Source organism: Streptomyces sp. a15 (assembly GCF_059026085.1).
In genome coordinates, this window is record NZ_JBWLKM010000148.1 from 1 (window position 1) to 12376 (window position 12376).

A 12376-nucleotide genomic window follows, 5' to 3' on the forward strand; every position below is an offset into this window, starting at 1 on the left:
GAGTCGGGTGGTGGGTGGAGACCATCCCCAGCCCCCGCCCACCCCTGGGGGCGCAGCCCCGGGGGTGAGGTCCGCCTGTCGACCGGCCGAGTCGGGTGGTGGGTGGAGACCATCCCTAGCCCTCACCCACCCGCCGGCGGCGTGGCCCCGGCGACGACGTTCACCTCCCGACCGGCGCAGCCCCCGAGGTGAGGCCCACCTCTCGACCCACCGAGTCGGGTGGTGGGTGGGCATAGGCCGGGGGTCTGGGGGCGGAGCCCCCAGTCGGCGCCCGCGCCCGCGCCGGGTGACCGACTACGCCGTCGCCGCGGGAGGTACCGGGGCCAGTTGGCGGGCCAGCCATGTCGGTACGCCGCCGAGCAGTCGGAACAGGCGGCGGGCTTCCTCGCGGAGGCGTGAGGCCTCGGGTTCCACTTCCGCGTCTGCCAGGGAGGCCAGCGCCGGGGCTGTGCCGACGAGGTAGCCCAGCTCCTCGCGGATCCGGAGGGATTCGCTGAAGCCGTGTCGGGCCTCTGCCAACTCGCCGTCCCGGAGGGCGAGTCCGGCGAGGTGGCGCCAGGTGAAGGACAGCAGCAAGGGATCGGAATGCGCGGTGGCACCGGCGTGTGCGCGGCGGTATGCCGCGCGCGCGGCCTGCGGGGAGTCCGCGAGGTTCTCCGCCAGCAGCCCTCGCCGGAAGTCGAGCAGCGCCCGCCCCGGAGTCCCCGGAGGGATCAGCGCCGCCGCCCGCCCGAGCGCCGCCCGTGCCTCGTCGGCGCGGTCCCGTACGCCGTGCAGCGTGGCCGCGTAGGCAAGGTGCCCGCGTTCACAAGCGGCCGCGCCCCGCTCTTCGTCGCCGTGGGCCAGCGCCTCGGCCGTGCGCAGCGCGTCCTCGGCCTGTTCCCAGCCCTGCTCGGTGTACAGGCACCGCTCCACCAGGAGGGAGGCGCGTTGGAGCGCGGCCGGTGCGGTCACCGGTTGGAGCAGGGCGGCGGCGTCCACCCAGCAGGCGCGGGAGCGTAGCCGCCATACCGCGGTCTGGAGTGGATCGTCACCGGCGGTCGTTCCGTTACCAGACATGGCGGTGTGCGCCACGTTGCCCTCCCCGAGCACGCCATCGAGCTATGAGTGGTGGCCGCATCTCAGCACGAATCCACCGGCCGGGCCAAGGGGGTGGGTGAAGGAATTCACAAAGTCGGGGGAGTCGCGGGGTGTTCGGTGTCAGCTCATTCTCAGCGCCAGGAAGAAATCCAGCTTGTCCTCGAGGCGGGAAAGGTCACGACTCGTCAACTGCTCGATCCGCCCCACCCGGTAGCGCAGCGTGTTGACGTGCAGGTGGAGACGGGTCGCGCAGCGGGTCCAGGAGCCGTCGCAGTCGAGGAAGGCCTCCAGGGTGGGGATCAGTTCGGCGCGGTGCCGGCGGTCGTAGTCGCGCAGGGGGTCCAGGAGGCGGGCCGTGAAGGCCCGGCGGACGTCGTCCGGGACGAAGGGGAGGAGGAGCACGTGGGAGGCCAGCTCCTGGTGGCCCGCCGCGCAGACCCGGCCGGGGCGGGCCGCGGCGACTCTGCGGGCGTGGCGGGCTTCCTCCAGTGCGCCGCGCAGGCCCTCCGCGGAGTGCACCGACGCGCTGACGCCGAGGGTGACGCGGCCGTCGTCGTCGAGGCCGGCCGACAGGGGGTCCCGTACGGACTCCAGGAGCAGGTCGGCGATGATGCCCGCCTCCGAGCCGTCGTGCTCGGAGGAGACCGCGGGGAGGGGTACGAGTGCGATGGCCTCGTCGCCTGTGTGGGCCACCGCGATGCGGTCCGAGGGCTCGGGGCCCGTGGCGAGCGGGTCCACCAGGATCTCCTCGAGGAGGGACTGGGCTACCGGGCCGCCCTCCAGGTCGCCACCCTGCCACTCGACGTGGGCCACGACCACCTGCCAGTGCGGGGCCGCGCCGAGGCCGGGGAGGAGGACGGGGGCGGCCACGCGCAGGCGGGCGGCGATCTCGGCGGGCGCGGCGCCTGTCTGCACCAGCTCCAGGACCTCCTGGGCGAGGCGCCGGCGGACCGTGCGTGCCGCGTCCCGCCGGTCCCGCTCGACCGAGATCAGCTGGGTGACGCCCTGGAGCAGGTCGAGCCGTTCCTCCGGCCAGTCCCCGGCGTCCGCCTCGACGGCCAGCAGCCAGTCCGACAGCACCGTTTCGCGCACGTCCCGGGAGCCCTGCGCGGAGCGGCCGCCGCTGCCGCGGACCGGGAAGAGCGAGTAGGTGGTGGAGCCGAGCAGGACGCGGTGCGGGCCGCGCCGGCCCGTGCGGACCGCCGCGAGGTGTTCGGCCGCGAGCTTCGCGCACACGTCGGCCGGCAGAGCGGGGCCGGCGGTCTTCGAGCCCGCGATGAGCCGCCCGGCGGGGGACAGCACCCAGGCCCGCAGGTCCAGGTCGGAGCCGAGCAGGTCCAGGACCACGTCCGGGCCGCCGCCCGCCGGGCCCGAGGTCATCATCCGCCGGTGCCGGTCCACCACGGCCGCGAGGTCACCGGCCCGCTCGCCGGACACCTGCCGTACGACGTGCTCGGTGATCGTCGCGAACGCCACCGACTCGTGCACCGCGAAGAGGGGGAGGCGGTGGCGGGCACAGGCGACGACCAGGTCGTCCGGAACGGCCCCCAGCTCGGCCTCGCCGGCCGCCAGCGCGGCCACCCCGGCCTGCACCAGGATCCGTACGAAGGGCTCGGAGTCGGCGGCGTCCCGACGCCAGGCCAGACCGGTCAGGACCAGTTCCCCGCCCGAGAGATAGCGGCTGGGGTCCCTGAGGTCGGTGGTCATCACACCGCGCACGGTGCGGTCCAGCTCGTCCTCGCCGCCGAGCAGCCGCAGGCCCAGCGCGTCGGTGTCCAGCAGTGCGCGCAGCCGCATTCTCGTCGCCGCCGTTCTTTGTCTCGAAATCTACGATGAATCTTGAGGGCTCGTGAAGGAGGAGTCCGTCCGGCGGTCGTCTGGCGGTGCCCGCCGTCTCCGGAGTCGCGTTCCGGCCGTGTTCCAGGTCACATGGGGTGTGCCTCGCGTTTCCCCAGGAAAACGAGGAGGTTACTGATGACCTCCGTTCATACGAATCTACAAGATGACCGCCTTGGCCAGCCAACTCCTTCATGGTTTCCGTGACTGACCCGGGTGCCGCACGGCGCTGTGTACTGGCGTCAATCCGCGTTAACAGCACATGAACGAGCCGGGCCCGCCGCACACGGATTGGCTCAATCTGTACGACCCACGAGACGTAGAAGAGAGCCGGTCATGGACTTCCTTCGCCCCGCCAGCTGGGAGGAGGCGCTCGCCGCGAAGGCGGAGCACCCCACCGCTGTGCCGATTGCGGGTGGCACCGACGTGATGGTCGAGATCAACTTCGACCACCGCCGGCCCGAGTACCTGCTCGACCTCAACCGCATCGGCGACCTCGAGGAGTGGGAGGTCGGCGAGGAGAGTGTGCGGCTCGGGGCCTCGGTCCCCTACACGAAGATCATGGAGCACCTGCGCGGCGAGCTTCCGGGCCTGGCCCTCGCCTCGCACACGGTCGCCTCCCCGCAGATCCGCAACCGTGGCGGCGTCGGCGGCAACCTCGGCACCGCCTCCCCCGCCGGTGACGCCCACCCGGCCCTCCTCGCGGCCGGCGCAGAGGTCGAGGCCGAGTCCGTACGAGGGTCCCGGCTGATCCCGATCGACGAGTTCTACACCGGTGTGAAGCGCAATGCGCTGGCGCCGGACGAGCTCATCCGCGCCGTCCACATCAAGAAGGCCGACGGGCCGCAGCAGTACTCGAAGGTCGGTACGCGCAATGCCATGGTCATCGCCGTGTGCGCCTTCGGGCTCGCGCTGCATCCCGAGACGCGGACAGTGCGGACGGGCATCGGGTCGGCCGCGCCCACCCCGGTCCGGGCGAAGGCCGCCGAGGAGTTCCTGAACGCCGCGCTGGAGGAAGGCGGCTTCTGGGACAACGGGAAGATCATCACTCCGTCGGTCGCCAAGCAGTTCGCGGACCTGTGCGCCGGCGCCTGCAACCCGATCGACGACGTCCGGGGCACGGCGAGCTACCGCCGCCACGCGGTCGGCGTCATGGCCCGCCGCACCCTGACCTGGACCTGGGAGTCGTACCGCGGCACTGACGGCCGGACACATCAGAAGGGGAGTGTCGCGTAATGCGCGTTCATTTCACGGTCAACGGCCGTCCGCAGGAAGCCGACGACGTCTGGGAGGGCGAGAGCCTGCTGTACGTGCTGCGGGAGCGGCTCGGTCTGCCGGGTTCGAAGAACGCCTGCGAGCAGGGCGAGTGCGGGTCGTGCACCGTCCGGCTCGACGGCCTGCCGGTGTGTTCGTGTCTGGTCGCCGCCGGTCAGGTGGAGGGCCGGGAGGTCGTCACCGTCGAGGGCCTGGCGGACTTCGCCAAGCAGCGCGCCGAGCACGGGGGATGCGCGAGCGGCGCCTGCGGTACGTCCTTGCAGGATGCGCAACAGTGGGCCGCCGAGGGGCAGGACTCGCAGACCGGCGAGGGCACCGAACTCTCCCCGGTACAGCAGGCGTTCATCGACGCCGGCGCCGTCCAGTGCGGCTTCTGCACCCCGGGGCTGCTGGTCGCCGCCGACGAGATGCTGGAGCACAACCCGAACCCGACCGACGCGGACATCCGCGAGGCGCTGTCGGGCAACCTGTGCCGCTGCACCGGCTACGAGAAGATCATGGACGCGGTCCGCCTGGCGGCCGCCCGACAGGGAGAGGCGGTCTGAGCATGCCCAGCAACGGCGCCCCCATCGGGACTCCCACCAAGGTCACCCAGGGCTCGAAGACCAAGGGCGGCATCGGCGAGTCCACGCTCCGCCCGGACGGCACCCTCAAGGTCACCGGCGAGTTCGCGTACTCCTCCGACATGTGGCACGAGGACATGCTCTGGGGCCAGATCCTGCGCTCCACGGTCGCGCACGCCGAGATCGTGTCCATCGACACGAGCGAGGCGCTCGCCCTGCCCGGCGTCTACGCCGTCATGACGTACGACGACCTGCCGACCGACGTGAAGAACTACGGCCTGGAGATCCAGGACACCCCGGTCCTCGCCCGCGGCAGGGTCCGCCACCACGGCGAGCCCGTCGCCATCGTCGCCGCCGACCACCCGGAGACCGCGCGCCGCGCCGCCGCCAAGATCAAGGTCGAGTACCGGGACCTGCCCGTCATCACCGACGAGGCCTCCGCGACCGCGCCGGACGCGATCCTCATCCACGAGAACCGCGACGACCACCACGTCGGGCACGTCCCGCACCCGAACATCGTGCACCGCCAGCCGATCATCCGCGGTGACGTCGAAGAGGCCGCCAAGAAGGCCGACTTCATCGTCAGGGGCGAGTACACCTTCGGCATGCAGGACCAGGCCTTCCTCGGCCCCGAGTCCGGCCTCGCCGTGCCGGACGAGGACGGCGGCGTCCACCTCTACATCGCCACCCAGTGGCTGCACTCCGACCTGCGCCAGATCGCGCCCGTACTCGGCCTGCCCGAGAGCAAGGTGCGGATGACGCTGTCCGGCGTCGGCGGCGCGTTCGGCGGCCGCGAGGACCTGTCGATGCAGATCCACGCCTGCCTGCTGGCCCTGCGCACCGGCAAGCCCGTCAAGATCGTCTACAACCGCTTCGAGTCCTTCTTCGGGCACGTCCACCGCCACCCCGCGAAGCTGTACTACGAGCACGGGGCGACCAAGGACGGCAAGCTCACCCACCTGAAGGCACGGATCGTCCTGGACGGCGGCGCGTACGCCTCCGCCTCCCCGGCCGTCGTCGGCAACGCCGCCTCGCTCGGCGCGGGCCCCTACGTCATCGACAACGTCGACATCGAGGCCATCGCCCTCTACACCAACAACCCGCCCTGCGGCGCCATGCGCGGCTTCGGCGCGGTCCAGGCGTGCTTCGCCTACGAGGCCCAGATGGACAAGCTCGCCGACAAGGTGGGCATGGACCGGGTCGCGTTCCGTCAGCTCAACGCGATGGAGCAGGGGACCGTCATGCCGACCGGGCAGGCCGTCGACTCGCCCGCCCCGGTCGCCGAACTCCTGCGCCGCGTCAAGGCGATGCCGATGCCGCCGGAGCAGCAGTGGCTCGCGGCCGGCGAAGCCGCCGACGTACGCCAGCTGCCGGGCGGCCTCTCCAACACCACGCACGGCGAGGGCGTCGTACGCGGTGTCGGCTACGCGGTCGGCATCAAGAACGTCGGCTTCTCCGAGGGCTTCGACGACTACTCGACCGCGCGCGTTCGTATGGAGGTCGTCGGCGGGGAGCCGGTGGCCACGGTGCACACCGCGATGGCCGAGGTCGGCCAGGGCGGCGTCACCGTCCACGCGCAGATCGCCCGCACCGAGCTGGGCGTCGCCCAGGTGACGATCAAGCCGGCCGACACCCAGGTGGGCAGCGCCGGTTCGACGTCCGCGTCGCGTCAGACGTACGTCACCGGTGGCGCCGTCAGGAACTCCTGCGAGCTGGTGCGCGAGAAGGTCCTGGAGATCGGCCGCCGCAAGTTCGGTTCCTACCACCCCGCCTGGGCGACAGCGGAGCTGCTGCTCGAGGGCGGCAAGGTCGTCACCGACGGCGGCGAGGTCCTCGCCGACCTGGTCGACGTACTCGACGGCGAGTTTGTCGAGGTCGAGGCCGAGTGGCGGCACCGTCCGACGGAGGCCTTCGACCTGCGTACCGGGCAGGGCTTCGGCCACGTCCAGTACACCTTCGCCGCGCACCGCGCGGTCGTCGAGGTCGACACCGAGCTCGGCCTGGTCAAGGTCATCGAACTGGCCTGCGCCCAGGACGTCGGCAAGGCGCTCAACCCGCTGTCCGTCATCGGCCAGATCCAGGGCGGCACGACCCAGGGGCTCGGCGTGGCGGTCATGGAGGAGATCATCGTCGACCCGAAGACCGCGAAGGTCAGGAACCCCTCCTTCACGGACTACCTGATCCCCACCATCCTCGACACGCCGACCATCCCCGTCGACGTGCTCGAACTCGCCGACGACCACGCCCCGTACGGGCTGCGCGGCGTCGGCGAGGCACCCACCCTGTCCTCGACTCCCGCTGTCCTCGCGGCTATCCGCAACGCGACGGGCCTGGAGCTGAACAGGACGCCGGTACGTCCCGAACACCTGACGGGAACCGCGTAACGTCCGCCGCCGCTGCGGGCAGTCGTGCCGCTGGGGCGGCACGGGTGGGCGCAGCGGCACCCCGGCGCCGGGCAACTGCTCATCCACGGCCACCCCGGCGCCGGTTGCAGTGCAGTACCAACGTTCGTCTCGGGCCGTCCCCCGGGTCGGGCACCTCCCCAAATCCCGCCAGTCGCCGAAGGCAACCCGCGGGTGTCCCTATGAACCTTGGGAGCAGGCCCACATGACCCAGCAGTCACTGGAGCCGAAGACCGTCGCCGAAGACGCGGGAGAAGGCACCCGCGTCCCGGCCGGACGGTCCTGGCTCGACCGGTACTTCCACATATCCCGGCGAGGATCCTCGCTCGCGCGCGAGGTGCGCGGCGGCACCACCACCTTCATGGCGATGGCGTACATCCTCCTGCTCAACCCCCTGATCCTGTCCGGCAAGGACGCGGCGGGGAACACGCTCGGCCAGCAGGCGCTGATCACCGCGACCGCGTTCGCGGCGGCCCTCAGCACGCTCCTGATGGGTTTCTTCGGCAAGGTGCCCCTCGCCCTCGCCGCCGGCCTCTCCGTCTCCGGAGTCCTCGCCTCCCAGGTCGCACCCCAGATGACCTGGCCGCAGGCGATGGGCATGTGCGTGATCTACGGCGTGGTCATCATGCTGCTCGTCGTCACCGGCCTGCGCGAGATGATCATGAACGCGATTCCGCTCGCGCTCAAGCACGCCATCACCATGGGCATCGGCCTGTTCGTCGCCCTCATCGGCTTCTACAAGGCCGGTTTCGTGCACCAGGGCGAGGCGACCCCGGTCTCCCTCGGCCCGACGGGCGAACTGGCCGGCTGGCCGGTGCTCCTCTTCGCCGTCACCCTCCTCGCGATCTTCATGCTCCAGGCGCGCGGCGTCCCCGGCGCGATCCTGCTCGGCATCGTCGGCGGCACCGTCCTGGCCGTGCTCCTCAACGCACTTGACGTCATCGACCCCAAGCAGTGGGCGAGCGGCGCCCCCGAACTGCACGGCGGCGCGGTCTCCATGCCCGACTTCTCGATCTTCGGCCACGTCGAGTTCGGCGGCTGGGGCGAGGTCGGCGCGATGACCGTCGGCATGATCGTGTTCACCCTCGTGCTGGCCGGGTTCTTCGACGCGATGGCCACCATCATCGGCGTCGGCACCGAGGCCAAACTCGCCGACGAGCAGGGCCGGATGCCGGGCCTGTCCAAGGCGCTGTTCATCGACGGCGCGGGCGGCGCGATCGGCGGCGTGGCGGGCGCCTCGGGCCAGACGGTGTTCGTCGAGTCGGCCACCGGCGTCGGCGAGGGCGCCCGTACGGGCCTGTCCTCCGTCGTCACCGGGCTCTTCTTCGCGGCCTGTCTGTTCTTCACCCCGCTGACGGCCATCGTGCCCGGCGAGGTCGCCGCCGCGGCCCTCGTCGTGATCGGCGCCATGATGATGATGAACGCCCGGCACGTCGACTGGGGCGACCGCGCGACCGCGATCCCGGTCTTCCTGACCGTGGTGATCATGCCGTTCACGTACTCCATCACCGCCGGCGTCGCGGCCGGCGTCATCTCGTACGTGGCCATCAAGACCGCCCAGGGCAAGACGCGGGAGATCGGGGCCTTCATGTGGGTCCTGACGGTGATCTTCCTGGTGTACTTCGCCCTCAACCCGATCGAGAGCTGGATGGGCGTGCACTAGCCGCCCCTGGCGAACGCCCTCCACGCGACCGCAGTTGAAAGGAGACCGAGACATGCTGGACATCGCCGAGGAGTTGAACCTGTGGGTCGAGCAGGGGCGTGACTTCGCGGTGGCCACCGTCGTGGCCGTCGGCGGCAGCGCGCCCCGCCGGCCCGGCGCCGCCCTCGCGGTGGACGCCGACGGCACGGCGATCGGCTCGGTCTCCGGCGGCTGTGTGGAGGGCGCGGTCTACGACCTGTGCCAACAGGCGTTGCGGGACGGGGAGTCGGTACTGGAGCGCTTCGGCTACAGCGACGACGACGCCTTCGCCATCGGCCTGACCTGCGGCGGCGTCATCGACATCCTCGTCACGCCGGTACGGGCGGGCGACCGGGTCCGCCCGGTGGTCACGGCCGCGCTCGACGTCGCCGCGCGCGGGCGGGCGGCGGCGCTGGCCCGGATCGTCTCCGGCCCCGCGGACCTCGTGGGCCGGGCGATGCTGGTCCGCCCCGAGGGGTCGTACGACGGCGGCTTCGGCGCCCATCCGGAGCTGGACCGCACGGTCGCCGCGGAGGCCGGCGCGCTCCTCGACGCCGGCCGTACCGGCACCCTGGAGATCGGCGAGCAGGGCTCCCGCTGCGGAGCCCCTCTCACGGTGCTGGTGGAGCCCTCCGTACCGCCGCCCCGGATGATCGTCTTCGGCGCGATCGACTTCGCGTCGGCGCTGGTGCGGATCGGCAAGTTCCTCAACTACCACGTGACGGTGTGCGACGCGCGGCCCGTGTTCGCCACCCGCGCGCGCTTCCCCGACGCCGACGAGATCGTCGTCGAGTGGCCGCACACGTACCTGGAGCGCACGGACGTCGACGCCCGTACGGTCCTGTGCGTTCTGACCCACGACGCCAAGTTCGACGTACCCCTGCTGAAGCTCGCGCTGCGGCTGCCGGTGGCGTACGTCGGCGCGATGGGCTCCCGGCGCACCCACCTGGACCGCAACGAGCGACTGCGTGAAGTCGGCGTCACAGAGCTGGAGTTGGCGCGGCTCAGGTCGCCGATCGGGCTCGACCTCGGGGCCCGGACGCCGGAGGAGACGGCCCTGTCGATCGCCGCCGAGATCGTCGCCGACCGGCGTGGCGGCAGCGGCGTCTCACTGACCGGCGCGCACACACCGATCCATCACGACGTGACGTCCGTGCCGGCGGGCCGGATCGGGTCGGTGGCCTGAAGGGCGCCCCGGCGCACCGCCGGCTGGTCGGGCCACGCGAACGCGTAGTCCGGGTCGCCGCCGCGGCCCAGCCGGGCGTACCGCATCAGCTCCCGGGCGATGCCCGCGTTGCCCATCGCCCACCCGGTGCGGGGTTCCAGGTCGCCCGGGGTGACCTTGTGCTCGAAGTTGGACCAGCGGGCGCCGTCGGCGTCCCGGATCGCGCGGTCGGTGAGGTCCGCGACGAGGACCCGGGCGAAGTCGTGGCCGTCGTCCTGCTCGGCCATCCGGTCGCAGGCCAGCGCGAGAACGCCCGCGGTGCCGCAGCAGCGGCCGTTGTTGTCCCAGAAACCCGAGCGCAGCCGGCCGGGCAGGCCGGAGTGGGTGACGGTGTGCCAGCAGCGGTCGGCCAGGGCCGACCAGACAGCCGCTTCCTCGGTGAACACGTCCCTCAGCTGCCGGAAGACCTGGGCGTCACCGGCGGGCCCATGACACCAGCCGTAGCTGTGGCGCTCGATCCGGTCGGGCAGGTGTGCCGGGTCGGAGTGCCCGACCAGGAACCCCTCGGGTCCGTCCTCGTCCCGCGCCACGACACCCGCGGCACCGGCCCGGCCCAGCTCGACGAGGTCCGTCCGTCCCGTCGCGGTGCCGACGGCGGCCAGCGCGTACACGATCCCGAGCGTGCCGTGCGAGAGGTGGTGCATACGCCCCTCCCTGCCGGTACGGAACTCCCAGTGCACGCCCGACGGGACCTTCTCGGCGGTCCGCAGATAGGGCTCCAGGGCGAGTACGGCCAACTCCTCGTCGCCCAGCAGCAGCGCGCCGAGGCCGATTCCGGCGTTGCCGCCCATCAGCTCGAACAACTCGCCCCAGCGGGTCCCGTCGAAACGCGACCGCACGAGTTCCAGGGCCCGGTCCACGGCGGCGCCGGAGGCCGTGTCACCCAGCTCGTCGTGAACGGCCCGCAGGGCGAGCGCCATTCCGGTGAGTCCGAGGTACAGGGAACTGTCCTCGCAGTCCTCGACGGCGGCGACGAGGCCACGGGCCGCGCGCAGGGCGGTGTCGGCGTACGAGTCGTCCCCGAAGTGCCGCCAGGCCTCCAGGAGCACCGGTACGACCCCGGCGGTACCGTCGTAGAGCATGGACTCGGGCTCGTCGTCGGAGGGCTTGGCGGGCCAGGCCTGCCCACCGCCCTCGGTGTCCCGCGCGGCGGCGAGCAACCAGCGCAGAGCCTCGACCGCCAGCGCCTCGGCCTCGTCAATTCCCGCGTCGCGCGTGTCTGTTGCCGTCATGGCGCCCACTCTGGCACGGCCGGGTTCAGACCGACAGCACGAAGCGGCGCCCTCCCAGCCGGCCCGTACGAGCGTCATCACGGCCGCCTCAGGAGTCCGTTCACCGCCCGGCCGAAGACATACCGTGCCGTGGCCGCCAGGAGGGGGTCGAAGAGGCGGGGGAGGAGGCGTACGCGCAGTTCCTCGCGCCACAGGACGCGGGTGCGGCCGCCGGGGCCGGGGTGGACCTCGAGTTCGGCCCACCCCGTGATGAAGCGGCCGCGCTTGTCCAGGCGGCAGAGACCTGGGAGGTCGTCCGTGGGAGGCCGCCAGACGGTGACTTCCATGGGGTCGTCGAAGGAGAGCGGGCCGATGCCCGAGCGGGCCACGACAAGCGTGCCCTCGTGCGTCGGCTCCGGTGTGGTCACGGTGATCCGGGTGAGCGGGACCGCGTCGCCGTGGCGGGCCCAGTGGGTGAGGCGGCGCCATGCCTCGTCGCGAGGGAGCGGGGCGGTGCGTTCGAGCAGGAAGTTGACCACGGGACGATCGTAGGGAATGCGGCCCGCTGAGCAGGGCGTTCGTATACGGCCCGGCCGTGTCCCGCGCGTGGCGAACAGCTCGCCGACAGTGGGTGCGCACCCCGTCGGGCGGCGACGCTCTGGCCTCCGGGCCATGGGTGGGCATGCCGCCGCCCCGACGCGGAGACCGCGACCTTGATGACAGTGGTCGAGTGGCCGGTCTACGCGTGTGGCACCGCCGTGGGGTACCCGCCCGGGCGGCTGAGGGTCGGCCCGCATGAGGGGCCGGAGCGCGGGATCGGCTGGTTCTCGCGCTCCGTCGCCGCCGGAACCGGTTGTCACGCGGTGACGGAGCGGTGATGCGGTGGTGACTTAGGGCGAAAAGTCGGAGTATTACGTGCCAAGCTGTCTCCAAGTGTTTGAGCCAACCGCAGCGCGGCACTCGCAGAGTTCAGGTCCCCACACGCCGCCCGGGACGGAGCACGTTTCTCATGCACATCCTTGGTATCAACCGTTCCTTTGGACTGAGCGGGAGTGAGCCCGTTCAGCCGCACGCCCCGAACGGTCTTGGGCGCACTGGTCCCC

At 71.8% G+C, this 12376-nt stretch carries 9 protein-coding genes; 5 read left to right on the top strand and 4 right to left on the bottom strand.

Going from position 1 to position 12376, the window contains the following annotated elements; translation table 11 throughout:
• Nucleotides 1–294: 294 nt before the first annotated feature.
• Nucleotides 295–1074, bottom strand: a complete 780-nt coding sequence (locus AC5P09_RS49785; protein WP_493880284.1) for a hypothetical protein — start codon at nt 1072–1074, stop codon at nt 295–297.
• A gap of 126 nt (nt 1075–1200) precedes the next feature.
• A complete protein-coding gene (locus AC5P09_RS49790) occupies nt 1201–2877 on the bottom strand; it encodes a PucR family transcriptional regulator (RefSeq protein ID WP_493880285.1) in 1677 nt (558 codons plus the stop codon).
• 375 nt (nt 2878–3252) lie between these two features.
• Here AC5P09_RS49790 and AC5P09_RS49795 point away from each other — a divergent pair, with 375 nt between their 5' ends.
• From AC5P09_RS49795 to AC5P09_RS49815, 5 genes are all read left to right on the top strand, one after another.
• On the top strand, nt 3253–4152 hold the full coding sequence (locus AC5P09_RS49795) for an FAD binding domain-containing protein (RefSeq protein WP_493880286.1): 900 nt from the start codon (nt 3253–3255) through the stop codon (nt 4150–4152).
• The gene (locus AC5P09_RS49800) at nt 4152–4736 is read left to right on the top strand and encodes a (2Fe-2S)-binding protein (RefSeq protein ID WP_493880287.1); all 585 of its coding nucleotides are present in this window, start codon (nt 4152–4154) and stop codon (nt 4734–4736) included. The genes AC5P09_RS49795 and AC5P09_RS49800 overlap by 1 nt, the downstream gene beginning before the upstream one ends.
• A gap of 2 nt (nt 4737–4738) precedes the next feature.
• On the top strand, nt 4739–7138 hold the full coding sequence (locus tag AC5P09_RS49805; RefSeq protein WP_493880288.1) for a xanthine dehydrogenase family protein molybdopterin-binding subunit: 2400 nt from the start codon (nt 4739–4741) through the stop codon (nt 7136–7138).
• A 223-nt stretch (nt 7139–7361) separates the two neighbouring features.
• Nucleotides 7362–8819, top strand: a complete 1458-nt coding sequence (locus tag AC5P09_RS49810; RefSeq protein ID WP_493880289.1) for an NCS2 family permease — start codon at nt 7362–7364, stop codon at nt 8817–8819.
• 52 nt (nt 8820–8871) lie between these two features.
• Nucleotides 8872–10023, top strand: coding sequence for an XdhC family protein (locus tag AC5P09_RS49815; RefSeq protein ID WP_493880290.1), 1152 nt, complete (start codon nt 8872–8874; stop codon nt 10021–10023).
• Here AC5P09_RS49815 and AC5P09_RS49820 read toward each other — a convergent pair.
• Entirely contained in the window at nt 9975–11294 is a 1320-nt protein-coding gene (locus AC5P09_RS49820) for a lanthionine synthetase LanC family protein (protein ID WP_493880291.1), read from the bottom strand. The genes AC5P09_RS49815 and AC5P09_RS49820 overlap by 49 nt on opposite strands.
• Nucleotides 11295–11371: 77 nt before the next feature.
• Entirely contained in the window at nt 11372–11812 is a 441-nt protein-coding gene (locus AC5P09_RS49825; protein WP_307678144.1) for an SRPBCC family protein, read from the bottom strand.
• Nucleotides 11813–12376 lie beyond the last annotated feature (564 nt).

Coding starts and splice junctions, on each gene's coding strand:
- AC5P09_RS49815 (WP_493880290.1), top strand. CDS start 8,872: ATGCTGGACATCGCCGAGGAGTTGAACCTGTGGGTCGAGCAGGGGCGT.
- AC5P09_RS49800 (WP_493880287.1), top strand. CDS start 4,152: ATGCGCGTTCATTTCACGGTCAACGGCCGTCCGCAGGAAGCCGACGAC.
- AC5P09_RS49810 (WP_493880289.1), top strand. CDS start 7,362: ATGACCCAGCAGTCACTGGAGCCGAAGACCGTCGCCGAAGACGCGGGA.
- AC5P09_RS49820 (WP_493880291.1), bottom strand. CDS start 11,294: ATGACGGCAACAGACACGCGCGACGCGGGAATTGACGAGGCCGAGGCG.
- AC5P09_RS49795 (WP_493880286.1), top strand. CDS start 3,253: ATGGACTTCCTTCGCCCCGCCAGCTGGGAGGAGGCGCTCGCCGCGAAG.
- AC5P09_RS49790 (WP_493880285.1), bottom strand. CDS start 2,877: ATGCGGCTGCGCGCACTGCTGGACACCGACGCGCTGGGCCTGCGGCTG.
- AC5P09_RS49805 (WP_493880288.1), top strand. CDS start 4,739: ATGCCCAGCAACGGCGCCCCCATCGGGACTCCCACCAAGGTCACCCAG.